Raw genomic sequence first — 25,577 nt, 5'->3', positions numbered from 1 at the left:
GCCAGCGCGGTGTCTTCATGGGTCACGATCAGCTACTCCGAGTTGCGTCCTCGGAATATTACATAGCCCTTATATTCGTTATTGTCAATATAATGGTCGGTTCAGGCCGGGGTAGCATCCGGCTCGCGGCATGCGCTGCACAGCGCGTCGAAAATCCGGCCGACCTGGGGGTCGGAGATCGAGTAATGACGCAGCTGCTGATCGACACGCGCCGCCACCGCGCCGGCTTCGCGCAGCAGTGCGAGGTGCTGGGACACTGCCGATTGCGACAAGCCCGTCACCTCGACCAGCTCGCCCACCGACGCTTCGCCAGCCGACAAGCGGCACAGGATCAGCAACCGCGCCGGGTTGGCGAGCGCACGCAGATGGCGGGCCAGGCCATCTGCCTGCACGCGCATTTCGTCGAGGGATAGGTCCAGTGCGCTCATTGAAGTGCCTTCGTCATGGGCCGCTCGTCATCGCGCAGCACCACATAGATGGCAGGGATGACGAGCACGGTCAGCAGTGTCGAGGAAGCCAAGCCGAACAACAGCGAAATCGCAAGCCCCTGAAAGATCGGGTCGGTCAGGATCACCGCCGCGCCGATCATCGCGGCCGCCGCCGTCAGCACGATCGGCTTGAACCGGATCATCCCCGCCTCCAGCAACGTGTCGCGCAGGGATTTATCCTCTGACCGGGCATGGCGGATAAAATCCACCAGCAGGATCGAGTTCCGCACGATGATTCCGGCAAGCGCGATGAACCCGATCATCGAGGTCGCGGTGAACGGCGCGCCGAAGACGATATGGCCCAGCACGATGCCGACCAGCGTGAGCGGGATCGGGGTCAGGATTACCAGCGGAATCTTGAAATTGCCGAACTGCGCAACGACCAGCACATAGATGCCGAGCAGCGCGACCATGAACGCCGCCCCCATGTCGCGGAACGTGACCCAGGTGATCTCCCACTCCCCATCCCACAGCAGCGATGGGGTGCTCTCGTCCTCGGGCTGGCCGTTCAGGCGGATTTCGGGCTTGGGCAGGCCGCGCGCGGCCCAGTCATGCGCGTCGATCGCTTCGTTGACGGCGAGCATGCCATAGATCGGCGCTTCGTAGCGGCCAGCCAGTTCGGCGCTGACCATCGTCGCGCCGCGCCCGTCGCGGCGGAAGATCGCCGGATCGGCCGTTACCATCCGCGCCTCGACCAACTCGCCCAGTGGCACCAGCTGTGGACCGGCGGCCCCGCGCGTCACCGCGACCGGGGTCGCGGCAAGCGCCTGGCTCCAGCTGCGCTGCGATTGGTTGAGGCCGATCTGGATCGGCAGCGCGTCGCGTCCGTCGCCCTGCGGCGCATGGCCGACCACCGTGTTACCCAGCAGCGCGCCGATCGAATCGAATAGTTGGCGTTCGGACAGGCCGTAATAGTCCAGCCGGTCGCGCTGCGGGATCAGCCGCAGCTCGGGTGCCGCCGTGCCGAAGCTATTGTCGACATCGACGATAAAGGGGACGGAGCGGAACAGCTTCTCCACCTCGGTCGCGACGTTGCGGCGCGTCGCTTCATCCGGGCCATAGACTTCGGCGAGCAGCGTTGCCATGACCGGCGGGCCGGGCGGGGTTTCGACGACCTTGATCGACCCACCGGCGGGTAGCGGCAGCGCCTTCAATCGCTCGCGTAACGCGACGGCGACGTCGTGGCTGGCACGCGCCCGCTCCTCCTTCGGCGCGAGGGTGAGCATCAGGTCGCCCATCCACGGCTTGTCGCGCAGGAAGTAATGACGGACCAGGCCGTTGAAGTTGAACGGGGCGGAGGTCCCGGCATAAGCCTCCATCGCCGTCACCTCGGGCACGGTGCGCGCGACCGCCGCCGCCTGTTCCAGCAGGCGCGACGTTGCTTCCAGGCTGGTCCCTTCGGGCAGGTCGACGACCAGCTGCACCTCCGACTTGTTGTCGAAGGGTAGCAGCTTCACCGTCACCGCCTTGAAATAGAACATCGATCCGGCGAGCAACGTCGCCAGCCCGACCGCGATCAGGAAGGTCCAGGCACTGCGCCGCGTGGCGATCACCCGCGCGGCGACGCGGCCATACAGCGCGCCGAGCTTGCCGCCATGCGCATCGTCATGGCCATGGCCCGCAGCCAGCGTCTTGCGGGCAAAACGGATCATCAGCCACGGGGCGATGATCACCGCGACGAAGAAGGAAAAGATCATCGCCGCCGATGCGTTGATCGGGATTGGTGCCATATACGGCCCCATCAGGCCCGACACGAACAGCATCGGCAGCAGTGCGGCGACCACGGTCAGCGTCGCGACGATGGTCGGGTTGCCGACCTCCGCCACGGCGTCGATCGCGGCGGACACGCGCGTGCGGCCGCCCTCGGTCCCGACATCGCCCATCGCCCAGTGCCGGGCGATATTCTCGATCATCACGATTGCGTCGTCGACCAGGATGCCGATCGAAAAGATCAGCGCGAACAGGCTGACGCGGTTGATCGTGAAGCCCATCAGGTTCGACGCAAACATGGTGAGCAGGATCGTGGTCGGGATCACGATCGCCGTGACCCCGGCCTCGCGCCAGCCGATCGCAAAGCCGATCAGCAGCACGATCGACACGGTGGCGAGCGCGAGGTGGAACAATAGCTCGTTCGCCTTGTGATCGGCGGTCTCACCATAGTTGCGCGTCACCGCGACGGTGACGGTATCGGGGATCAGACTGCCCTTCAGCCGCTCGACCCGATCGGTGATTGCGTGCGACACGGTGACCGCATTGGCCCCGGCGCGCTTGGCGATGGCGAGGCTGACCGCCGGAGCGCTCGACCAGCGATCGCCGTTGCGCGCCCAGCGCCAGGCGCGCGCCTGATCCTGGGTCGGTGCTTCACTGACATCGGCGACGTCGCGCAGATAGACGGGCGCGCCGTTGATCGAACGCACCACCAGCGCGCCGACCGCCTCGGCGGACTCGAGCGTGCGCCCGGCCACCACCTGAGCGGTCTGGCCGCCCTCGCGCACCTGTCCGGCGGGGAAGGCGCGATTGGCCTGTGACGTCGCCTCGATCACATTGCCCAGCGGCACCTGCATCGCCGCGAGCCGCGCGGGATCGGGGGCGATGCGGATCGCCTGTTGCTGGCCGCCGACGATGAAGGTCAGGCCGACATCGGGCACCTTGGCGATTTCGGTGCGCAGCCGCCCGGCGAGCTGGGCGAGCGCCTGATCATTCCACACCCCCGGCGCATCGGGGCGCGGGGTGAGGGTGAGGACAACGATCGGCACATCGTTGATGCCGCGCACGGTAACGCGCGGCTGGGGGATGCCGACCGGGATCCGGTCCATATTAGCGCGCAGCTTTTCCTCGATCCGGATCGCCGCATCCTCCGGCTTGGAGCCGACGAGGAAGCGGGCGGTGACCATCACGCCGTTGGATTCGGCCTGGGTATAGACATGCTCGACCCCGTCAACCGACTTGACGATCGTCTCCAGCGGCTTGGCGAGCAGTTCGACCGCATCGCCCGCCGACAGACCGGGCGCGGCGACCATGATGTCGACCATCGGCACCGAGATTTGCGGCTCTTCCTCACGCGGGATGGTGATGGTGGCGAGCAGGCCGACCAGGATCGCGGCGAGCAGCGCGAGCGGGGTCAGTGGCGAATTGATGAAGGCGCGCGTGAGCCGACCGGAGATTCCGAGATTCATTGCGACGCTCCGAGCGCGAGGCGGTCGCCCGCAGCGATGCCCGACAGAATTTCGACCTGCTTCGGATCGCCGGTCGGCGCAGTCTGCACCGGCACCGTCGCGAGTGTCCCGTTCGAACCGACCAGCCGCACGCTGTCCACCCCGAAGCGGGTGGTGATCGCGGCCTTGGGCACGATCAGCGCCGCGCGGCGTCCTGCCTCGACCCGCGCCGACACGCGACGGCCGATCAGGTCTGCGGGCAGTTTGTCGATGACGACATCGGCGGCGACCTGTCCACCATTCACTGCGGGATAGAGCTTGGTCACCGTGCCGCGCCGCGTATCGCCGGGGGCCAGTTCGGCGGTGACCGCTGCACCGGGACGGATCGTGGCGGCGAGGCTCTCGGGCAGTTCGAGCCGCAGGATGACCGGGCCGGAGGTAATCGTCGCAATCGCCATGCCCGGCGCGACTGCCGACCCGGCGGGGATGTTCGCGATCAGCACGCGCCCGGCGGACGGCGCGGTCACTGCGCCCTGTCCGGCGACAGCGGACACCGCTGATTGCTGCGCGCGGGCGGCGTGAATCTGCGCCTCCGCCGCCCGGGCACCGGCCTGTGCCTGATCCAGCCGCGCCTTGGCGTAAACGCCGTTGTCATAGAGGAATTGCGTGCGCGCCAGTTCTGCCCGCGCCTGTGCCGCCTGCGCCTCGGCAGCCGCAGCCTGCGCACCATAAGCGCTGCTCTGATAGCCCAACTGGCTGTCGATGATGCGCCCGATGACCTGCCCGCGCGCGACCATATCGCCTTCCTTGATGGTCAGGCTGGTCAGCACGCCGGGGATGCGCGCCATCGCCTGCGCCTGATCGACGCTGGTGATGCTGGCGCTGACGGTCCGCCAGTCGGTGGTGTCGGTGCTCCGGACGGTCAGCGTCGGCCCGGCATAGCGGGACGCGCTGGCGGCTGGCGACTCGGCCTCACCCCCGCACGCGGCGAGCGGAAGGGCGGTTGCAGCGAGCAGAAGAGGGAGGCGCCAGCGCATCGGTCAGGCTCTCTGGGTGACCGGAAGGCCAGCGGCCTTCCACGCGGCGATTCCGCCGGCGAGATGCGTGTCGACGGCGGCCTCTGCCACCGCGCACTTGCCCAGCGCCATCGCCGATCGCTTGCCGCCCGCGCAGTTGAGCACGAGCGTGCGTGCGCCGGGATCGGGCAGGGCGGCGGGGTCGAACGCGGAGAGCGGCAGATTGACCGCACCGGCAATGTGGCCGCTCGCGAACTCGTCGCGCTCGCGCACGTCGACGAGCAGCGCGGTTCCGTCCGCGATCATCGCCTGCAACTCATTGGGTGTGACCTCACGCATCGTGCGTCTCCTGAACAGACCAAACATGGCAATCCTCTAAAATTGAGTATTGCTAATATGCATTACACAGCATATTAGTCAACTCGAATTTATTGGAGAGAGGTCATGTCGGACTCACATGTCGTGGTGCTGGGGGCGGGGCTGGGTGGCACTATCGCCGCCTATGAAATTCGCGAGGCGCTGAAGGGCAAAGCGCGGGTCACGGTGGTGAACAAGGGCGAGGATTACTGGTTCGTCCCGTCCAACCCCTGGGTCGCGGTCGGCTGGCGCGAGCCGGAGGCGATTCGCGTCCATCTGCCCCCGGTGATGCAGAAGCACGGCATTGCCTATTCGAGCATTGGCGCGGCGAAAGTGCATCCGACCGAAAACCGCGTCGAACTGCTCGACGGCAGCTCCATTGATTACGACTATCTGGTCATCGCGACCGGCCCCGACCTTGCCTTCGATGAAATCCCCGGCTTCGGCCCGGATGGCCATACTGAATCGATCTGTCACACCGATCATGCGGCGGCGGCGCACGCCAAGTTCGAGGAGCTGTGCGCCAACCCGCGCCCGATCGTCGTCGGCGCGGCGCAGGGCGCGTCCTGCTACGGCCCGGCTTATGAAATGGCGATGGTGCTCGACACCGAGCTCAAGCGTCGCAAGATTCGCGACAAGGTGCCGATGACCTTCGTCACGCCCGAACCCTATATCGGCCATCTCGGCCTGGATGGGGTCGGCGACACCAAATCGATGCTCGAAAGCGAAATGCGCGAGCGGCACATCAAGTGGCTGACCAACACCCGCGTGACCAGCGTCGAGGATGGCGTGCTGCACGCCGAAGAGGTCAATGAGGACGGGTCGCTCAAAAAGGCGCACGACCTCGATTTCGGCTGGGCGATGCTGTTGCCGGCGTTCCGTGGCGTTCCGGCGGTGCAGGGGATCGAGGGGCTGAGCAATCCGCGCGGCTTCATCCTGACCGACAAGCACCAGCGCAACCCGACCTATCGCAACATCTTTGCGCTGGGCGTGTGCATCGCGATCCCGCCGACCGGGCCGACGCCACTCCCCGTCGGCGTGCCCAAGACCGGCTTCATGATCGAGAGCATGGTCACTGCGATCGCGCAGAATCTGAAACAGATCCACGCTGGCGAGGAGCCGACGCATGAGGCGACGTGGAACGCCATCTGCCTTGCCGATTTCGGGGATGGCGGCGTTGCGTTCGTTGCCAAGCCGCAAATCCCGCCGCGCAACACCAACTGGTCGGCGGCGGGCAAATGGGTGCATCTCGCAAAGATTGGCTTCGAGAAATATTTCCTGCGCAAGGTCCGCAAGGGCGAGAGCGAGCCCTTCTACGAGAAGCTCGCGCTGCACGTGCTCGGCATCAAGAAACTCCGCTTCGACTAAGGAAAGGTCTGTCCCATGAACCTCGATCGCGCCGTGCTCGCCTTTGCCGGAACTGTGGTGTTGGTGAGCGCCATCCTGTCGCTGACCGTTCACCCCTGGTGGATCGGCCTGACGCTGTTCGCCGGGGGCAACATGCTCCAGGCGGCGTTCACGGGCTTCTGCCCGGCCGCGATGCTGTTCAAGCGTTTGGGCGTACAGCCGGGCAGGGTGTTCCGGTGAGGCGCCATGCTCTGAGCGCGCTGCTGGCGGCGTCGGCGGCGCTGGCATTCGGCGTGCCGGCACAGGCGCAGTCGCTCGATACCGTGGTCGAAGCGACGCTGGCGCGCTCGCCCGACCTTGCCGCAGCGCGCGCACGGACCGATGGCGCCTCGGCAAGAGTCGATCAGGCGCGTGCCGAGCGGATGCCGAGCGCCAGCGTGCAAGGGCAGATCGGTGTCGGACGGATCGATCCGCAGGGATTTTTCGGGCTCAGCGCCGATTCCGTCACGCCGCGTACGCTTCAGTTCGGTACTGAGCTGCCGCTCTACACTGGTGGCCGGGTCGGCGCGGCGATCAGTCAGGCACGCGCGGGCGAAACCGCCGCTCAAGCGACGACGACGATGGCGGCGCTATCGCTGCGGATCGACGTGGTGCGCACCTATGCCGAAGCCGTCGCCGCGCGAGACACCGCCGCCGCCTATGCCCGGATGGAAACCACGCTGACTGAAGCATTACGCCAGGCGCGGCTGAAATATGAGACCGGGGCCGGGACCAGCACCGATATGGCGCTGGCCGAGGCCCGCCTCGCCGAAGCGCAGGCCGCCCGCGCCATGGCAGAGGGTGAGCAGGCGGCGGCGCGCGCGGCGCTGCGGTCCCTGTCGGGAATGGACGTCGTGCTCGATGAACGCCTGCCGGTTCCGCCGCTGCCCGACCTGTCGATGCAGGCGGCAATCGATCGCGCGCGCGCGAACAATCCCGGCATCGCAGCGGCGCGGGCGATGGTGGGTGTGGCGCGCGGCGGCGTGTCCGGGGCGCGGGCCGAGCGGCTGCCTACGCTGGGTGCCTATGCCGAGGCGGCGAGCGTACGCGATCAGTTCTTCCCCGGCTATCGCGCCGATAGCGCGAGTGTCGGCGTGCGCGCGCGCTGGACCCTGTTCGATGGCGGGCGCACCGGGGCGAAGGTCCGTGCGGCCGAGGCTGACCTCGCCGAGCGCAGCGCACAACTCGCCGCTGCCGAGCAAGAGGTCGAGCGGCGGACGGCGGGCGCCTATGCCGCATTGATCGGCGCGGACCGTTCGCTGATCGCGGCACGTGCGCGGCGCGGAGCTTCGGACGCAGCGCTGCGCGGCGTCAGGCTCGAGGTGCAGGCCGGCGCGCTGCCAATGCTCGCCCTGCTCGATGCCGAACGCGACGCGGCGGCGGCAGCAGCGGAGGAAACCCGCGCGCTGGCGCGCAGGCTGGTCCAGTCAGAGGCGCTTGCCGCTCTGCTTGGCGGGAACTGAGGGCGTGTTCGCTTGGTGGATCAGCCGCCGGTCAGTCCGCCGCAATCTCGAGCCGAAAGGGGACCACTGGCAGCCCCGATCGCGCATAGAGGTTGATCGCCGGGCTGCCCTGCCACGCATAGCGAACCATGCTGGCCGGGCGGCCATCGTCGATTACCAGCACCCTTTGGTCACGCACAATCGCGCGCGCAAAGCGGCACGCGCCGTTCGCCTCGCACAGCTCGAACCCGACTGGCTCGACCGCGCCCATCACGGCCAGCCCTTCGGAGGACCGCAGGGTGATTTCGATCCCCTCGCGCGTGCGGGTCGCCCGCACCGGCTGCGGCGCTGGCGGGACGGCTTTGCCATAGGCGACACGCAGCGCTTCCTGCCCCATGCGTTCGCCGACCACGTCCTTGTGCGCGGGGTGGATATCGGTCGCGATGCCGAGGTCGATGGCGACCGCCAGCCCGGTAGTGGGGTCCTCATTGGCAACGACCCGCTGGGCTTCGCGCAATTGCGCCCATGGGGCGTCGATCGGGCGGGGGCTGCGCGGCCCATAGCCGGGCAGCTGGACGATCACGACCGGCAGCGCCGGGTCGGCGAAATGCGCGCGCCAGCTCGTCCGCCATGTGCGCAGCGCGGCGGCATAGCCTGACGCACGGCTGGTGTTCGATTCCCCCTGATACCAGGCAATGCCGCGCAGTCCGGTGCCCGCGAGCGGCCCGATCATGCCGTTCCACGCCATCGCCAGCCCGCGCGGCATGCTCCACGGGATCGCGGGCGGCGCTTCCTTCCACGCGCTGTCGGCGGTGCTGCGACGATAGCGCCACGAACCGGCCAGCGGCTTGCGTGCGCCACCCGGCAGCACCAGCGCGAGTGCATCGGCTGGACCGCTGAACCCGCCGCCGCCCATTTCGTCGATGACGCGGACGGCGATGCTGTTCTCCCCTGCGCGCAGCACGCCCGCCGGGATGCGGTAGCTGCGCTGCTCGGCAGCGACCAGCTGCGCGCCCACAGGCACGCCGTTGATCCACACGCGGTCACGCTCGTCGATCCGGCCGAGCTGGAGCACCACATCCTTGCCTTCGCCGAGTTCCGCAGCGGTGAGCGTGATGCCGGTGCGGAACCACATGATGCCGTCATAGCCGCCAAGCCCGTCGATCCCGGACCGCTCCCATTGACCCGGGACAGCGATCCGGTCCCAGCCGCTGTCGTCAAAGCCCGGCGCGGCCCATGCGGCACCCGCTGATCCGGGGTCGGCCTGCTCCGCCCAGCGGTCGGTCGCAGTCACCGCTGCCGTGAGCGCCCCCGCCGGATCAGCCGCGTAACGGTCAAGCCAGGCCAGCTGTTCGGGCGACGCGCCGGTCGAGCGGAGCGCTGCTGGCGACATCCAGTCCTCGATCGTCGACCCGCCCCAGGCGGCGTGGATCAGGCCGAGCGGCGTCTTGGGATCGTTGCGCAGAATCTCACGCGCCATGTGCCAGCAGGCGGCGGAGAAGCCCCCGAGATTGTCCGGCGCGGCGCGCGACCAGGTGAGTTCGGGCACGATATCGCGGGCCGGCTTTGCCTCGGCGGTGCGCTTCACCTTGAGCAGCCGGATCGGCAGCCCGGCACTCTCGCGCGCGGTGCGGTCGGGGTTGGCGCTGCCCGATACCGGCAGGTCCATGTTCGATTGGCCCGAGCACAGCCAGACATCGCCGGTGACGACATCGTCCAGCTGTAGCGAGCCGCCGCTTGCCGCGCGGATCGTGACCGCCCCACTCTGGCCACTCGGGAGGGCGGGCAGGGTGACCTGCCAGTTGCCCTGCGCGTCGGCGCGCGCGGTTGCGGTGGCGGTGCCAAAGCTGACGCTGACCGCTTCGCCTGGCTGCGCGCCACCGCCCCGGAACTGCGCGGGCTTGCCCTGCTGCAGGACCATATGGCTCGCCAGATGCGGCGCCACGGTGAGCGGTCCGGCGAGCGCCGGGCTGGCGGCGGTGAGCGCGAGTGCGATCAGGGCGGTTCGGATCATCGTCACTCTCATTCGATCAGCGCGGATTGGGGATCAGCCAGCCGGAATCGCTGGCAGGCACTTCGGGCGGCATCAGCCGCGCATCGCGGAAGCCCCAGGCGGCGAGGGTCAGCATCGTGTCGCTCTCGGTCATCGCGCGCGCGCGGCGGCCGGGGTCGGCAAGGTCGATATCCTTGAACGGCCAGCTGTCCAGCTTTGCGCGATAGCCAGCGAGGTAATCGACCCCACGCCGCAGCGGATTGGCCTTCGCATCGCCCTGCCACAGATCGACGCCGACACATTCGCCCAGCATTGCCATCTGGACCCCGGCGCGCAGTGTGAAGGCGGAATAATGCCAGCTACGCGTGCGTGCGGTTTCGGCGGGCAGGGTTCCAACAGCATCGACTTGAGGGCCGAGGCGACGGGCCAGGAAATCCTGCGCCAGCCGTTGGGTCACGCTGTCCATCCGCGCGAAGAGCGCGAACTGGCCGAGCAGCATGTCGTAGTAGACGCCGTGATTGTTCTTGGCCGCGCGCTGCCCCTTGCCATTGGGGCTGGTCGCCAGCCAGGTCGCGAAGTCCGCGAACCAGCCTTCGATCGCGCGCTGATCGGCCGCGCTTATCGCCTTGCTCGGGCCGAGTACGCCGACCGCCTCGATCACCGGGACCAGCCGTGTCGCTTCGATAATGCCCTCCGGACGTCCGGCTGACGCGCCGGGCACCGCCTGCGCATAATCGAGATTGGGGTTCATCCGCGTTTCGGCGGTGACGAACCATGCGCGCAGCAGCTTCGCCGCATGCTCAGCATAACGCGCATCACCGGTGACGTGCCATGCCAGCGCCAGCGTTTCGACATCGCGGCTGAACGCACCGAGCCGCTGCACATCGAACCGCTCACCATTGCGCTCCGGATTCACCTCGCCATCGCGGCGGCGATAGGGTTCGCCATTGGGTTTCGACGCGTCGGGCCACCAATAGGGGCCGATCGACAGATAGTCGCGCTTGTCGCCGCTGCCCGCCGCGCGTGGCTTGTCGGTCACACTGTACGGGCCACGCCGCAAAGCTGCATCCGCTCCGCGGATCAGCCGCTGGCGCAGCGCGGGGTCGCTGGCGGCGGCGGCACGCTGCGCCGCCAGCCATTCGGGCCGCCACAAAAAGGTGCGCTGACCGCTGGCCAGATAGCCGTCCGCCCCCTTGCACTGCGCCAGCACCGGGGCCGCTGCGGCGGGGGCTGCTGCGAGCAACAATCCCGCCAACAGTGCTGCCGCACGCATCAGAACTTCACCGTCACGCTGAGCGCACCCGTGCGCCCGTCATAATCGGCCACGCGGTTGAGGCGCGGGTCGCCTTCATATTCCTCACGCCGCGAATTGGTGATGTTGTAGATTTCCAGCCGCAGCTCGAGCCACTTGCTCGGCTTGAGCGCGCCCGAAAAGTCGAGCTGCCCGCGCGGCCGCACGCGGCTGGCGCTGCCGGTAAAGGTCGACCCGCCCGCCAGTTCGATGTCTGACGCGTGGTTGTACGCCATACGCAGCTGGACTAGGCTGTCCTCATAATAGCCGATGATGTTGTAGGTGTCGTTGGCGACATTGTAGAGCTTGGTGCCATTGGCCCCGCCCGAGCGGACGCGGGTGTAGTTGAACACACCGCCGGTGTTGCGCAGGAAGCCGGGCAGAAAGTCGAAGCGCTGCTGGATCTGGAATTCCAGCCCGTTGACGGTGATCGCGTCGGGATTGTTCACGATCTGATTGATGATGATGCGCTGGTTCGCGGTCTCGATCGGGTTGCCCTGATTGATCCGGCATCGGCCCGACCCGTCGATGAACAGCGGCCCGAAGGTCTGACCCTCGATCGTAAAGCTCTGTCCCGCAGGGCAGAAATTGTTGAGGGTGAGGATGTCGTTGGTCACCCGCTTGTTGAAATAGCCGATCGCGATCACGCTGCCCGGACGGTTATACCACGAGATGCCGAGGTCGAACGCGCGCGAGCTGCGCGGTTGCAGGCCGAACCGGTTGACGTCGATGCGCACCGAGCTGACCGTATCGCCCGCATCGGGATCGACGTCTTCAAGGATACGGGTCGGGGCGGGGCTGAATTCGACCAGATCGAATGCTTCGAAGGTTTCGTAATAGGCTGCGCGCGCCACCAGTTTCGGCGTGATCTCATAGATCAGGTTCGCCGAGGGCAACCACGCGCTATACTTGCCCGTCGCCGGTTCGGGCGGAAGGAAATAGCCCGGCCGGAAATCCGCTTCGGTAAAGCCGAGTGCCGTGTAGAAATCGAGCGCCTGATCGCGCGTGATGCCTGACAGGTTCGAGCGGACATAGCGCATCCCGATATTGCCGCGGACCGGCAGGCCCTTCCACTGCTCCAGATCGAACTTGGTCATCGCGAACAGTTCGAGATTGTCGCGCTCGGAATTGAAATTCTGACCCTGAACGCGATTGAGCGGGAAGCGCTGAACGAAACCGGTCAGCGAGTTGCGCGGGGCGAGCGCGAGGATGTTGGCATAGGTGATCCGGCTGCGCGCGGCGGGGGTCAGTTCGGGGAAGAATGCCGCCAGCTGGGCTGCGGTCGGCGCGAAGGTCACGCCCGGCGGCACCGTGCCGATCACCGGATAGATCGCGGCTTCGATATTGGCGATGTTGAGCGAGTAGAAATTGCCGAACTCCGCCCCCGGTGCGCCGCCGCCGAAGAAGGTGCCGCCGGAGGTGACGGCGTCGTTCAGGCGGAAAATGTTGTTGGTCAGGTTGTTGAGCTGGGTGCCGAGATTGGCGTTTTCCTGCAGCGTCTGGTCCGCCGTCTCACGCTGATAATAGGCGCCGACCTTGACGCTGGTGAACGGGCCGAACTCGACGAAGCGCTCGACCTTGAAGTCGGCGGCGAGCATGTCGCGCTTGACCCGCACGCCATTGCCGCTGGCGGTGAAGACGACGTTCTGCGGCCGGGTCGAGTTGCGCGCCTGAATCGCGTTCCCCGCGCTGACCGTGTAGGTGCCGTTACCGACATCGAGCAGCGCGCCCGGCACCGTCAGATCGAACAGGAAGTCGTTGTAATTGCCAAGCCCGGTGTTGATGATCGCATAGGCGCCATTGCCCGCGTCATCGATGCCATCGCCGTTGAAGTCGGCGCGGCCGGTATTGGGCTGGATGCGCTGTTCATAGAGGAACTCGCGCCGGTCGCCGACCGCCTTTGACCAGGTGCCGACGAAATCGACTGCCCAGTCGTCGTTGCGGAAATTGACCTGCGGGTAAATTGCCCAGCTCTGGTCGATCGAGGGGAAGTTGCGGTTGCCGATCGGGATCGCAAAGTCGCTCGCCGCGATATTGTTGACGACATAGACATTCTCGACCGAACCGTTGGAGCCGCGATCGAACGTGCCGAGCGGGACCGGGGCCGACAGCGGGGTGACGATGCCGGTTGCGTCCTGCGGGAAGGCGATCAGCAGGTCGAGATTGGCGTCGGACAGGTCGCGGCGGGTGTAGATGCCGTCGACTCGCACTTTGAGCGCGTCGGAAATCTCCCACTCCATGCCCGCGCCGCCGGACAGGCGATAGCCCTGGTTGGTCTGAGAAATCTGGCGCACTTCGGAGGGGAATACGACATCGTTGGGCACGCCGCCGGAGTCGGTCGCGGGGATGGCGAAGGCCGGGTTGGTCAGCGCCAGCTGATTGAGGCGCGCCTGCGTGAAGGAGGTGTAGGAATTGACCCGGATCGTGTCGCGGCGGAAGCTCTGCTTAGCGTAGGAGCCGGTGGCGTAGACCCCGAAGTTCGGCGTGATGCGCTTGACCGCCGAGAGGAAATAGCCGGGATTGGCGTCCTCGGTCGTCTCTTCATATTGCAGCTCGGCCCGGGCGACGAACCCTTGCTTGCGCGACAAGGCGGAGCGCAGCCGCAGGTCGACGTTGGAGGCAAGGCCACCTGCGGGGATTTCGGCGGTGAACGACTTGATGACGTCCGCGCCGCTGAAGATCGCTGCATCAAAAATGCCGAACGGGTTGCCGTTGCCGCGCGTGCCGAAGGTCGGCGTCGCGATGCTCTGCCCCATCACGGTCGTCTTGGTATACTGGCTGGGCAAGCCGCGCACGCTGATCGACGCATCACGCCGATCGGCGGAGCGGTTGATCTGGACGCCGGGAATCCGCTGCAGCGCCTCGCCGAGGTTAAGGTCGGGGGTGCTGCCGATATCGTCTGCGGAAATGCCGTCGAGGATGACGTCGGCCTTGCGACGAATATCTAGCGCGTTTTCGAGCGAGGCGCGGATGCCGGTAACGACGACCTCTTCTTCCGCCTCCGGTTCTGCGGCGGGTGTGGCTTCGGTCTGTGCGTAAGCCGATGGTGCCAATGCAATTGCGAGCCATGCGGTCGAACTGACGGCGGCAAGCCGGGCCGCTCGTGCGAAGTTGGTCATCTGGTCTCTCCCCAATTTTCTATCTGATACCGGTGTCATGCGCTGGCGCAGGAAAAGACCTGCGCCCACCGCCTATTCGTCGATATTTTTGCGGAACGTCTCTGGCAGGAACAGCAACCCGACCACCAGGGTGAGCCCGGCGACGACGATCGGATACCACAGGCCGTAATAGATATCGCCGGTCGCCGCGACCATCGCGAACGCCGTCGTCGGCAGGAACCCGCCGAACCAGCCATTGCCGATATGATAGGGCAGCGACATCGATGTATAGCGGATCTTGGTCGGGAACAGCTCCACCAGCATCGCCGCGATCGGGCCATAGACCATCGTCACCAGCAGCACGAGCCAGGTGAGGATCGCGACGACCAGCGGCTTGTTGATCGCCGCCGGATCGGCCTTCGACGGATAGCCGGCGGTCGTCAGCGCGGCCTTTAGTTCGCCCTGGAACGCTGTGATTGCGGCCTTGCGGTCGGCGCCGGTGACCTTAGCCGGATCGGGCGCGGTGAAGGTTGCGTCACCCACCTTGACCTGCGCAATCGCCCCGACCGGTGCCTCGACCGAGCTGTAGCTGATCGCATTCTTCGCAAGAAACGCCTTGGCGATGTCACAGCTCTTGCTGTCGAACTTGTTGCCCCCGACCGGATCGAACTGCAGCGAGCAATCCGCATCATTGGTTACCACCGTGACCGGCGCAGTCGCCGCAGCCCGCGCCAGCGCCGGGTTCGCCGCCGAAGACAGCGCCTGGAACGCCGGGAAATAGGTCAGCACCGCGAGCGCGCAGCCCGCCATGATGATCGGCTTGCGCCCGACCTTGTCCGACAGCCAGCCGAAGAAGATGAAGAATGGCGTGCCGATGGCGAGCGCGATGGCGATCAGGATGTTGGTGGTCGCGCCATCGACCATCAGCATCTTTTCGAGGAAGAACATCGCGTAGAACTGGCCGGTGTACCAGACCACCGCCTGCCCCGCGACCGCGCCGAGCAGCGCGATCAGCACCAATTTGAGGTTGCCCCATTTGGCGAACGCCTCGGTCAGCGGTGCCTTCGACGTCTTGCCCTCTTCCTTCATCTTCTTGAAGACAGGGCTCTCTTCGAGTTGCATCCGGATCCACAGCGACACGCCGAGCAGGATGATTGAGACCAGGAACGGCACGCGCCAGCCCCATTCCTTGAACGCCTCTTCGCCGACGATGGTGCGGGTGCCGATCACGACGAGCAGCGCCGCGAACAGGCCGAGCGTCGCGGTCGTCTGAATGAAGCTAGTGTACAGGCCGCGCTTGTTGTTCGGCGCATGCTCGGCGACATAGGTCGCCGCACCGCCATATTCGCCGCCGAGCGCAAGACCCTGAATCAACCGCATCAGGATCAGCAGGACCGGCGCCGCAACGCCGATCGTGGCATAGGAGGGCAGCAGGCCGACGACAAAGGTCGCAAAGCCCATCAGGCCCATGGTGACGAGGAAGGTATTCTTGCGCCCGACCAGATCGCCGATCCGCCCGAACACCAGCGCCCCGAACGGCCGCACCGCGAACCCCGCCGCAAAGGCGGCGAGCGCGAAGATAAATCCCGTCGTTTCGTTCACGCCGGAAAAGAATTGCGCCGAGATAATCGTCGCCAGCAGCCCATAGAGGTAGAAGTCATACCATTCGAACACCGTGCCCAACGAGGAGGCGGTGATGACCAGCTTCTCGCTCTGCGTCGCCTTGTGGTGCTTGGGCAGGTCCGGGGCTTGGGTAGCCATGCGCGCTCAACTCTCCTGATCGATCCGCCTTCTATCCCGCACGCGCGGTTCGAGGCGGGATGATCATGGCTGCGGCGCCGCTGAAAGTCATTACGACAATGGTCGTAGATGTATGACATCATGCGCCGACGAATCGTCCAGCGCAGAGGCGCGATCGGACGAGAAATGTGCCGGATTGCGTGACTTGTCGTCCGTTCGGGGTTAGTTGAAGGCGCAGTGGAGGGAAGCAGGCTTGGCGCAATCCGTTCTTATTGCCGACGACCATCCCCTGTTCCGTCAGGCCCTGCGTCTGGCCGTGCAAAATGTCCTGCCCGATGCGATCAACGTGGAGGCGGGTACGCTCGATGCAGCCGTCACCGCTGCCGGGACTGCCGATGCGCTGCGGCTCATTCTTCTCGATCTGAAAATGCCCGGCGCGGTCGGCTATTCTGGCATCGCGCTCCTCCATGCCGAGCGACCGGAGGTGCCGATCCTGGTCGTGTCGAGCTCCGGCCCCGAGGTCGCGGCACAAGCGCGCGCATTCGGCGCGATCGGCTATCTGCACAAGGGCAGCGACTTGGATGCGATCGAGGCGGCGATCGTCACTGCGCTCGACAGTCCGGTTCCTTCGCAGGTCGATGTTCAGGAACAGCCGGTCGATCAGGTGCGCGCGACCGTCGCGAGCTTTACCCCGATGCAGCTCAAGGTGTTGCTGGCGGTGCTCGACGGACAGCTCAACAAACAGATCGCCCACCGCCTCGCCATCAGCGAGGCGACGGTCAAGGTTCACATGACCGCGATCATGCGCAAACTCGACGTGCGGACGCGGACCCAGGCGGCGCTCGTCGCGCGCTCACTCGGGCTTGACCTGCGCGGCTGAGGCGCGTCGCAGAAAGGCTTCGATTGCCGCTGGATTCGCGGGTTTGGCGAGCACATCGACACCGAGCGCAGCCGCCTTGGTGCGGACCTCGGGCGCGGTTTCGGCGGTGAGAAGCAGCGCTGCCAACCCCGCGCGTCGCGTGCGCAGCTGCGCGATGAGGTCAAGCCCGGTCAGCGCGCAGCCCAGCTGATAATCGACCAGCGCAGCATCGATCGGATCGGTCACGGCCAGCGCTTCCGACCCGCTACGAACGCCGATCGCGCGATGCCCGAGCGCTTCGAGCAGAGCGGTGCTGGCGGCGACGATGCGCGGATCGTCGTCGACGACCAGGACGCGGAGCGGGCGCGGCGGCGCGTCAGCGACAGCGATTGGTGGCGGGGGGGCCGGAACATCTTCATGGACCGGCAGCGAGAGGCTGAAGCAACTGCCATGACCGGGGCGGGAGCGAACATCGAGCTGTCCGCCGATCAGCGGCACGATCCGGCGCACCAGCGCCAGCCCCAGCCCCAGACCTTCGGTTTCGATGGTGCCGAGCCGCCTGAACTCGGCAAAGATGTGCGACAGCTGCGACGGCGCGATCCCAACGCCGCTATCGACGATATCGATGCGCCAGAACGCGCCGCGCCGGCGCACGCCGATCAGCACGCCGCCGCTGACCGTGTAGCGCAGCGCGTTGCTCAGGATATTCTGCAGCACCGACCGCAACAGTCCCGCGTCGCACCGCACGGTGCCGCGCGGATTGACGAGGCGCAGCGCCAGCCCCTTGTCCGCCGCCATCGGGCGAAAGCTGTCGGCAAGCTCGGTCAGAAACGGGCCGAGCGCGATCGGCACCGGGTCAGGCGTCACGCCGCCCGCATCGAACTTGCTGATGTCGAGCAGCGACCGCAACAAATCCTCGGCGGCGAGCAGCGCCTGGTCGACCTGATTCAACAGACCGGCTTGTCCGGCCGCTGCGTCGCGCGACAAGGCGCTGGTGAACAGTCGGGCGGCGTGGAGCGGCTGCAGCAGATCGTGGCTTGCCGCGGCCAGAAACCGCGTCTTGTCGCGATCCGCCTCGGCCAGCCGAGCATTGGCATCGCGCAGCTCGCTGGTGCGCTGTTCGACCCGGCGTTCCAGCTCGTTCAGCGTGGTGCGCAGCGCGGCGCGCATCCGCGCCTCTTCGCTGATGTCGGTGAACGACATGACATAGCCGCCGCCGGGCATGGGCCCGCCGACGGTCTTGATCGTCTTGCCATCGTGGCGCAGCCGTTCGAACTGGTGCGGCTGCCCGTTGCGCAGATGCGCGAGCCGCTTGCGCACATGCATCTCGATGTCGCCATCGCCAAAATCGCCATGCCGCGCGTTGTGCCGGATCAGGTCCGCGACCGGCGCGCCGACATAGACCATGCCCGGCGGGTAATCGAACAGGTCGAGATAGCGGCTGTTCCACGCGACCAGGTTCAGCTCGGCATCGACGACGCTGATCCCCGCCTCGACATTTTCAAAGGTCGACGCCAGCAATTTACGCGAGAATTGCAGGCTCGCCCCGCCTTCGTCGAGCATGCGCGCGACATCGTGTGCGCTCAGCTTTCCGCCCGCCAGCGCCGAAGCGACCAGCGCGCGGGCCGATGACGACCCCACGACCTGCGCGATCAGGCCGCGTGCCCGCCGCGCCGAGCGGCGATCGACGGCAGCCGCCGGATCGACGTCGCTGAACGCCCGCTCGGCTTGTTCACGCCCGACGAAACTGCCGGCCAGCTGGATCAGGTCGCGCTGATTGCTGATCAGCCGCTCGCCGCCGAACATGCGCGGGAACTGCGGCCGATTGAGTCCGCGCGCCGCAATCACGCCGAAGACGAGCAGATTGGCGCCGACACTCCAGACCACCCCATGGGTCAGCGGCGTAGCGGAGCCGATGCCGAGCAGATTGGTCGGATCGGCCGGCCCGCCCCGCAACACCGCCATCACGCCGTCGGGCAGCACCGGGGGCAGTGCCAGCGTGTAGAGCCAGACGATCAGACCGGTCGTCAGGCTCGCCCGCGCCGCAAGCGCGTCGCGGCCCTTGCCGGTCGCGGCGAGGATGAAATGGGGCACGAACTGCGCCATCGCGGCAAAGGCGATCAGGCCGATCGACGCCAGCGAATCCTGCGACGACACCAGCAACGCCCATGCGAGGCCGAGCAGCATGATGCCGAGGATGGTGGCGCGCCGCAGCATCAGCATCCGCTGGCCCATCGCACCTGATGTGTTGGCGCTGGACAACATGCGCCGGCGCACCATTGTCGGGAACAGCAGGTCGTTCGACACCATCGTCGCCAGCGCCGTCGAATCGACGATCGCCATTGATGCTGCGGCGCTGACTCCGCCGAGCAGTGCCGCCGCCAGCACCAGGCTGTGTCCCTGCGCCGCGGGCAGCTCCAGCACATAGACATCGGGGGACACACTCGGGTCGAGCAGCATCGTGCCGGCCAGCGCGATCGGCAGGATGACGACCGCCATCACGCCGAGATATCCGGCAAGGCCAAAGCGTGCGCGCACCAGATCGTCGGGATGCCGTGCCTCGACCAGCCCCATATAGAATTGCCGGGGGAGCACGAGGATTGCGGGCATGGCGATCAGAAAGATAATCGCGACTTCCAGTGACATGCGGTCGGCGCGGAAACTCTGCTGAAACCGCTCGATCCCGGCCTGCATCGCGGTGGCATCGGCGTGGGCGATCACGATGATGGCGATGCCAGCGACGAGCAGCAGCGCCAGTAGCTTGATCGCGGATTCGAGCGCGATGGCATAGACCAGCCCTTCGCTGCGCCCGGCCAGCTCGAACCGACGCGCGCCGAACAAGGCTGCGAACACCGCGAGCAGGGGGGCGGCGACGAGCATCGCGGGCAGGCTGACATCCGCGCCGGATACGATCGACAGCGCCGCGCCGATCGAGCGGAGCTGCAGCGCGATATAGGGGATGGTGCCGAGCAGCGCGATCAGCGTCACCAGCCGCGCGACGACGATGTCATGGCCAAAGCGCGCGGCGATGAAGTCGGACACGGTGGTCGCGCGTTCCTCGGCCACGGCTTCGGCCAGCCGACGCAGGAAGCGCGGGGCGGCCAGCAACAGGATGATCGGCGCGGCATAGATGGGCAGATAGCTCCACCCGTCGCGCACCGCGCTGCCGACCGCGCCATAAAAGGTCCAGCTGGTGCAATAGACGCCCAGCGCCAGCGTATAGGCCCGGCGGCGCAGGCGCGCATCGGCATGCTCCGCCGCGTTACGCTCGACGATCGCGGCAACCGCGAACATCACCACGATCAGCGCCAGAGCGACCAGAGACGCGACATGGAGGCTCATGCGGTCCTGCATAGCATGATCCGCCCGGCGCTGGGCAAGCCCGTCACATGGCGTTGCAGATCAGGGTTGCGCGTTGCTCCGCAGCGCGTCGCCCAATGCGGCGAGCTTGCGGTTGAGGCCTTGCAACTCCTCCGGCTGCATTCCGGTCGCCTCCAGCATCGCCGCCGGAATGCAACCGATCGCGTCGTCGATCAGCGTGGAGCCGGCATCGGTCAGCGCGAGGCGGACGACTCGCTCATCCTGCTTGTCTCGCGTCCGGGTCACCAGCCCCGCCGCTTCGAGTCGCTTGATCAGCGGCGTCAGCGTGTTCGATTCCAGATGCAGCTGCGCCCCCAGCGCGCTCACCGTCTGCCCGCTGCGGCCACGCAACGCCACCAGGGCGAGATATTGCGGGTAGGTGATGCCGAAGCGATCGAGCAGCGGCTTGTACACGCGGTTGAACGCCAGCCCGGTCGCATAGACCGAAAAGCACAGGAACTGGTCGAGGGGGTCGCCGTCGCGGGCGGCAGGGGGCGTGTCAGTCATGCCGAGAATATAAATCGTGCACGATTTAATCGCAAGGGTTGACAGCGCGACGCGCTCAGCTATGTAGATCGCACACGATCTAATCGTGCCCGATATAGAAAGGACCATTGATCATGCGCACCATGCCTCGCCTCGCTGCTCTCGCTTCCACCGCACTGCTGGCCCTGTCGGCTGCCCCCGCTTCGGCGCAGACGCTCGAACCGTCGGCCAAGGCGTTCGCCGCTGCCGCCGCTGCCGGAAAGCCGATCTACGAACTTCCCTATGCCGACGCCCGCGCCGTCCTGGCGAGCGTGCAGGCCGACAAGGTTGCCGCCTCCGCCGCGACCAACACGCAGGATCTGGTGTGGAAGATTGGCCCGACCGGCCAGGTCCGCGTGCGCATCGTCCGCCCCGCCGATGCGAAGGGCGCGCTGCCCGCGGTTCTTTACTATCATGGCGGTGGTTGGGTGATGGGCGACCGCAATACCCACGATCACCTGATCCGCGAACTGGCGGTGCAGGCACGCGCCGCGGTGGTGTTCGTCGAGTATGACAATGCCCCGGAGGTTCGTTACCCGATCAACAACGAACAGGCCTATGCCGCGCTCGACCATGTCGCCACGCATGGCGCGTCGCTCGGGATCGATCCGTCGCGGCTGGCGGTGGCGGGGGACAGCGCCGGTGGCAACATGGCGATTGCGGTCACGATGATGGCAAAGGATCGCGCGGGGCCAAAGATCGCGCACCAGCTGCTCTTCTATCCGGTGACCGACGATGTGTCGGACAATGCCTCGTATCGCGCATTCGGCAACGGACCGTTCCTGACGCGTCGCGCGATGGATTACTTCCTGGAGGCAAACTACCCCGCCGACCGGCGCACGGATGTACTGGCCTTCCCGCTGCGCGCCTCGCTCGACCAGCTGAGGGGACTGCCCGTCGCCACGGTGATCGTCGCCGAAAACGACCTGCTGCGCGATGAGGGCGAGGCCTATGGCCGCCGTCTGATCGAAGCCGGCGTGCCGGTCGCGGTGACCCGGTACAACGGCACGATCCACGATTTCGTGATGCTCAATGCACTGGCGGGCAGCGAACCGGCGCGCGCCGCCATCGCCCAGGGCGCCGCCCGTCTGCGCAGCAGCTTTGGCAACTGATTTCCACCCCAACGAAAGGACGATGACAATGACGAAGATCCTCTACTCCACCCGCGCCACCGCAACCGGCGGCCGCGATGGCACGGCGCGCACCGACGACGGCACCTTTGAAGTGGCACTCGCCACACCGAAGGAGCTGGGCGGCAATGGCGCGGGCAATAACCCGGAGCAGCTGTTCGCCGCCGGCTATGCCGCCTGCTTCCTGAGCGCGATGAAGTTCGTGGGCACTCAGGGCAAGCACGTCCGCCTGCCCGCCGATGCCAGCGTCAGCGCAACAGTCGGCATCGGCCCGCGCGCGGACAAGGGCTTTGGTCTGACCGTCACCCTCGATATCGCGCTGCCCGGTTTGAACCGGGACGAGGCCGAAGCACTGGTGGCCGAAGCCGACACCGTCTGCCCCTATTCCCACGCAGTGCGCGGGAACATCGCGGTCAGCCTGGTGATCGCCCAGGGCGCCTGACCCCGCGACGGTGACCCGGACGGTATCGTTACCGTCCGGGTCGTTACGCTTTCGGCGCTATCCATTGCGCCGCGCGTACCGAAACGCCTTCCCGTCGCTTCTGAAGCTTTGTAGCGTAACGGCTTAGGGAGGCGCGCATGGGTATTTTCGATTTTCTGTCCAAGCAGTTCGTCGATGTCATCGACTGGGTGGACGAGCCAGGCGTTCTCGCCATCCGCTACCCGATGCAGGACCGCGAGATCCAGAATGGCGCGCAGCTGACTGTGCGCAGCGGGCAGACCGCGATGTTCTATAATGAAGGGGTGCTGGCCGACGCCTTTCTGCCTGGGCTGCACACGCTCGAAACCGCCAACCTCCCGGTCCTCACCTCGCTGCTGCACTGGGACAAGGGCTTTTCCGCGCCATTCAAGTCCGACGTCTATTTCTTTTCGCAGAAGGAGCAGACCGGCCTCAAATGGGGGACGCAGCAGCCGATCACGGTGCGCGACAAGGAATTCGGCCCGCTGCGTGTGCGCGCGTTCGGCAGCTACAGCTTCCGGGTCGAAGATGTCGCCGTGTTCGCGGTCAAGATGATGGGCTCGCTCGACAAGCTCACCACCACCGACCTGGAGCCACAGCTGCGCGCGGCGATCGCGACCGCGCTTGCGACCGGCCTTGGCGGGGGTGAAATCGCGTTTCTTGACCTTGCCGCCAATCAGGCTGCGCTGTCTGAACAATTGCGCGCAGCGGTCGAACCAGCGTTCGCGCAATGGGGTCTGACCTGCACCAGCTTCTTCGTCGAAAGCCTGTCGCTGCCCGAAGACGTCCAGGCAATGCTCGACAAGTCGAGTTCGATGCGCGTCGTCGGCGACCTTGACCGCTTCGTGCGGTTTCAGAGTGCGCAGGCGATCGAAACGGCGGCCGGCCAGTCGGGCGGCGTCGCCGGCGCCGGGGCGGGCGCAGCGGCCGGCTTTGCGATCGGGCAGCAGATGGCGGCGGGGATGACCGGCGCTCCAACTGCTGCCGCACCAGGCGGCGGTGAGGATGCGTTTGCGCAGATCGAGAAGCTGCACAAATTGCTGACCATCGGCGCGATCAGCCAGACCGAGTTCGACACCAAGAAGGCCGAACTGCTCGGACGCATCCGCTAAACGCGATGGGCTTGACGATCGCCTGTCCCAATTGCGGCGCCGACGCCGTGTTCCGCTCGGCGGCACTGCCGTGCCGCATCTGCGATTATTGCCAGACGATGCTGGTGCGCAGCGATGACGGCGTGCGCGCGGTGGGGGAGGCGGCGGTGCTGCCGTTCGACGTCAGTCCGGTGACGATCGGCATGCGCGGCCTGGCGGACGGCATCGGCTTTCAGGTGATCGGTCGCGTCCGCTGGGCATGGACCGATGGCGCGTGGAACGAATGGCTGATGCTGCTCGACGATGGTGGCCATGGCTGGCTGGGCGAGGCGATGGGGCAGTTCATGCTGCTGCGCGAGGCGCCGCTTAAGACTGCCCGCGCAAAGGTGCTGCGCGACGTAATCGGCGGAGGCGAGGCGGTGCCCGGAACCACCGCCGAGATTGGCGGGGTCAAGATGCACGTCGCCGATGCGCGCGACGTGCTTTGCATCGCGGCGGAGGGCGAGCTGCCCTTCACCGCGCCGCCTGGCTGGCGGGTGTACAGCGTCGACCTGAAAGGGCCGGGCGGCGAGTGCGTGTCATTGCAGCGTGATGGCGCGAGCGCGACCTTCTATACCGGACGCTATGTGACGCTGGCCGAGCTGGCCCCGCGCGGGCTGCGCCGGTTCGATGGATGGAGCCTGCCCGACTATGCCGGCTGAGCCCAACACCATCGCCCCGCCGCCTGCACCGGCGGTGCGCGCGCTGAGCTGCCCCGCATGTGGGTCGGCGGTGACGCTGCGCGCGGCGGGCTATTCGGTTACGGCGGGCTGTCCATCGTGCGGGAGCATCCTCGACGTCGCCGATCCGCTGGTGAAGCTGGTCACGCGCTATGCCGAAATGACGCGCGCGCTCGATATTCCGCTCGGCACGCGCGGCACGCTTGACGGCATCGAGTGGGAGGCGATCGGCTGGCTCGCGCGGTCTATGAACGGATCCTATCCGTGGGAAGAATATCTGCTGTTCAACCCGTATCACGGCTATCGCTGGCTGATCTTCGACGGCCAGAGCTGGAGCCTGGGCGAACAGCTCACCGCGACGCCGAATTTCGTGACCTATGACACGCTGAGCGCCGGGGGCCGCCATTTTCGCCGCTTCTTTAAGGAGCGTGAGGCGCGGGTCGATGGCGTGCTCGGCGAATTCTATTGGCGCGTCGCGATCGGGGAACAGGTGATCACCTCCGAATGGGCTGCGCCCGGCTGGACGCTGTCGCGCGAGGCGAACGCGAAGGAAGTGAGCTGGTCGGTCGCCCGGCTGCTCGCCCCGCGCGAGATCGAGGACGCCTTCGGAGTGGAGGCGGAGCGCCATCCCTGGCCGCCTCCGCCGCACATGGTGTCGCCGCATGCCGGCTGGCTGTCGACCTGCGTCAAGCTGGGGTTGGCCGCGATGGCGTTTCTGGTCGTCGTGTCGATCTTCATGGGCGGTGGGCGCTGGAGCGATATCGGCACGCTGCCCATCGCGCGCGACGGCAGCGCCCAGTCGGTGACGGTCGGATCGGTGACGTTCGACCAGCCCTGGCAGCGGGTAGAGCTGCGTGCACGCGTCCCCCGGCTCGAAAATGGCTGGGTCGATCTCGATTACGCGCTGGTCGATCGCACCACCCAACGCGTCTATGAAGCCTATGGCGTCGCCGAACGCTATTCGGGCCGGGATGATGAAGGCGACTGGAGCGAAGGATCGCGCGAATCCGAAATCTCGATCGCGAGCGTGCCGCGCGGCACCTATGATCTGGTGATCGACTATCGCGGCAATCGCTGGATTGCGAACAATCCCGGCGGCTGGGGCCAGGCTGACTGGCTTGCGACCAGTGACGCGCCCGAAGTGGTGGTCGAGGTACGGCGCGGCGGGGTGTTCTTCTCCAACCTCCTCCTCGCGCTGGCCCTGATCGCGATTCCCCTGCTCTGGGGCCTTGCCCGCCATGTCCGGTTCGAACAGGCACGGCAGGCAGAGAGCGATTACGACCCGATCGGGGTCGCCGCCCTGTTCAAGGAAAGCGAATGACCCGCGGCAGCTTCTTCTTCGGCCTGTGGTGCCTGTGCGTCGCGGCGCTGTTCATCGTCACCGCCATCTTCGGCTATTCGCCCTTCGCGCAGGGCGGGCGCAGCGCCGCGCGCGCCGGCGCTTATGGCCCCACCCATAAATAGGAG

At 66.6% G+C, this 25,577-nt stretch carries 20 protein-coding genes; 10 read left to right on the top strand and 10 right to left on the bottom strand.

Annotation, left to right across the window (positions count from 1 at the left end; genetic code table 11):
• Positions 1-101: 101 nt before the first annotated feature.
• From KYX69_RS18090 to KYX69_RS18075, 4 genes are read right to left on the bottom strand one after another with little or no spacing between them, the layout of a single operon-like run.
• Positions 102-428, bottom strand: a complete 327-nt coding sequence (locus tag KYX69_RS18090; RefSeq protein WP_300499797.1) for a helix-turn-helix transcriptional regulator — start codon at positions 426-428, stop codon at positions 102-104.
• The gene (locus KYX69_RS18085) at positions 425-3,664 is read right to left on the bottom strand and encodes an efflux RND transporter permease subunit (RefSeq protein WP_300499795.1); all 3,240 of its coding nucleotides are present in this window, start codon (positions 3,662-3,664) and stop codon (positions 425-427) included. Before KYX69_RS18085 ends, KYX69_RS18090 begins: the two co-directional genes overlap by 4 nt.
• The gene (locus tag KYX69_RS18080) at positions 3,661-4,680 is read right to left on the bottom strand and encodes an efflux RND transporter periplasmic adaptor subunit (RefSeq protein ID WP_300499793.1); all 1,020 of its coding nucleotides are present in this window, start codon (positions 4,678-4,680) and stop codon (positions 3,661-3,663) included. Before KYX69_RS18080 ends, KYX69_RS18085 begins: the two co-directional genes overlap by 4 nt.
• Before the next feature lie 3 nt (positions 4,681-4,683).
• A complete protein-coding gene (locus tag KYX69_RS18075) occupies positions 4,684-5,025 on the bottom strand; it encodes a rhodanese-like domain-containing protein (RefSeq protein WP_300499791.1) in 342 nt (113 codons plus the stop codon).
• Positions 5,026-5,103: 78 nt separating this feature from the next.
• On the opposite strand from KYX69_RS18075, the gene KYX69_RS18070 reads away from it, so the two are divergent.
• The 3 genes from KYX69_RS18070 to KYX69_RS18060 are packed head-to-tail and all read left to right on the top strand — an operon-like array spanning position 5,104 to position 7,865.
• A complete protein-coding gene (locus KYX69_RS18070) occupies positions 5,104-6,384 on the top strand; it encodes an FAD/NAD(P)-binding oxidoreductase (protein ID WP_300499789.1) in 1,281 nt (426 codons plus the stop codon).
• A gap of 15 nt (positions 6,385-6,399) precedes the next feature.
• Positions 6,400-6,603 carry a DUF2892 domain-containing protein gene (locus tag KYX69_RS18065; RefSeq protein ID WP_300499788.1) on the top strand — a complete coding sequence of 68 codons (204 nt, stop codon included), beginning with the start codon at positions 6,400-6,402 and terminating at the stop codon, positions 6,601-6,603.
• Entirely contained in the window at positions 6,600-7,865 is a 1,266-nt protein-coding gene (locus KYX69_RS18060) for a TolC family protein (protein WP_300499786.1), read from the top strand. Before KYX69_RS18065 ends, KYX69_RS18060 begins: the two co-directional genes overlap by 4 nt.
• 31 nt (positions 7,866-7,896) lie before the next feature.
• Here KYX69_RS18060 and KYX69_RS18055 read toward each other — a convergent pair whose 3' ends face one another.
• From KYX69_RS18055 to KYX69_RS18040, 4 genes are all read right to left on the bottom strand, one after another.
• Positions 7,897-9,858: a sialate O-acetylesterase gene (locus KYX69_RS18055; protein WP_300499784.1), complete on the bottom strand. Its 1,962-nt coding sequence runs from the start codon at positions 9,856-9,858 to the stop codon at positions 7,897-7,899.
• Positions 9,859-9,874: 16 nt separating this feature from the next.
• Positions 9,875-11,110 carry an alginate lyase family protein gene (locus KYX69_RS18050; protein ID WP_300499782.1) on the bottom strand — a complete coding sequence of 412 codons (1,236 nt, stop codon included), beginning with the start codon at positions 11,108-11,110 and terminating at the stop codon, positions 9,875-9,877.
• Positions 11,110-14,247: a TonB-dependent receptor gene (locus KYX69_RS18045; RefSeq protein WP_300499780.1), complete on the bottom strand. Its 3,138-nt coding sequence runs from the start codon at positions 14,245-14,247 to the stop codon at positions 11,110-11,112. Before KYX69_RS18045 ends, KYX69_RS18050 begins: the two co-directional genes overlap by 1 nt.
• 72 nt (positions 14,248-14,319) lie before the next feature.
• Complete coding sequence (locus KYX69_RS18040) at positions 14,320-15,987, bottom strand: MFS transporter (RefSeq protein ID WP_300499769.1); 1,668 nt, start codon at positions 15,985-15,987, stop codon at positions 14,320-14,322.
• Positions 15,988-16,219: 232 nt separating this feature from the next.
• Here KYX69_RS18040 and KYX69_RS18035 point away from each other — a divergent pair, with 232 nt between their 5' ends.
• A complete protein-coding gene (locus tag KYX69_RS18035; RefSeq protein ID WP_300499767.1) occupies positions 16,220-16,846 on the top strand; it encodes a response regulator transcription factor in 627 nt (208 codons plus the stop codon).
• On the opposite strand, the gene KYX69_RS18030 is transcribed toward KYX69_RS18035, so the two are convergent.
• Positions 16,820-20,179, bottom strand: a complete 3,360-nt coding sequence (locus KYX69_RS18030) for a PAS-domain containing protein (protein WP_367280214.1) — start codon at positions 20,177-20,179, stop codon at positions 16,820-16,822. The genes KYX69_RS18035 and KYX69_RS18030 overlap by 27 nt on opposite strands.
• Positions 20,180-20,227: 48 nt before the next feature.
• Entirely contained in the window at positions 20,228-20,692 is a 465-nt protein-coding gene (locus KYX69_RS18025; protein ID WP_300499765.1) for a MarR family winged helix-turn-helix transcriptional regulator, read from the bottom strand.
• A gap of 113 nt (positions 20,693-20,805) precedes the next feature.
• On the opposite strand from KYX69_RS18025, the gene KYX69_RS18020 reads away from it, so the two are divergent.
• The 6 genes from KYX69_RS18020 to KYX69_RS17995 all read left to right on the top strand — a co-directional run bounded on the left by KYX69_RS18020 (position 20,806) and on the right by KYX69_RS17995 (position 25,574).
• Positions 20,806-21,822 (top strand): alpha/beta hydrolase, encoded by a 1,017-nt coding sequence (locus tag KYX69_RS18020; protein WP_300499763.1) that lies wholly within the window; start codon positions 20,806-20,808, stop codon positions 21,820-21,822.
• 22 nt (positions 21,823-21,844) lie between these two features.
• Positions 21,845-22,282, top strand: coding sequence for an organic hydroperoxide resistance protein (locus tag KYX69_RS18015; protein WP_300499761.1), 438 nt, complete (start codon positions 21,845-21,847; stop codon positions 22,280-22,282).
• Positions 22,283-22,419: 137 nt separating this feature from the next.
• Entirely contained in the window at positions 22,420-23,412 is a 993-nt protein-coding gene (locus KYX69_RS18010; protein ID WP_300499758.1) for an SPFH domain-containing protein, read from the top strand.
• A 47-nt stretch (positions 23,413-23,459) separates the two neighbouring features.
• Positions 23,460-24,092, top strand: a complete 633-nt coding sequence (locus tag KYX69_RS18005; protein ID WP_300499756.1) for a DUF4178 domain-containing protein — start codon at positions 23,460-23,462, stop codon at positions 24,090-24,092.
• Positions 24,082-25,431, top strand: coding sequence for a DUF4178 domain-containing protein (locus KYX69_RS18000; protein ID WP_300499753.1), 1,350 nt, complete (start codon positions 24,082-24,084; stop codon positions 25,429-25,431). The genes KYX69_RS18005 and KYX69_RS18000 overlap by 11 nt, the downstream gene beginning before the upstream one ends.
• The gene (locus KYX69_RS17995) at positions 25,428-25,574 is read left to right on the top strand and encodes a hypothetical protein (RefSeq protein WP_300499752.1); all 147 of its coding nucleotides are present in this window, start codon (positions 25,428-25,430) and stop codon (positions 25,572-25,574) included. The genes KYX69_RS18000 and KYX69_RS17995 overlap by 4 nt, the downstream gene beginning before the upstream one ends.
• Positions 25,575-25,577 lie beyond the last annotated feature (3 nt).

The organism is Sphingomonas sp. (assembly GCF_030145815.1).
Lineage (GTDB): Bacteria > Pseudomonadota > Alphaproteobacteria > Sphingomonadales > Sphingomonadaceae > Sphingomonas.
The sequence above is the reverse complement of the archived record's forward strand: the minus strand, read 5'-3'. Positions and strand labels throughout refer to the sequence as shown.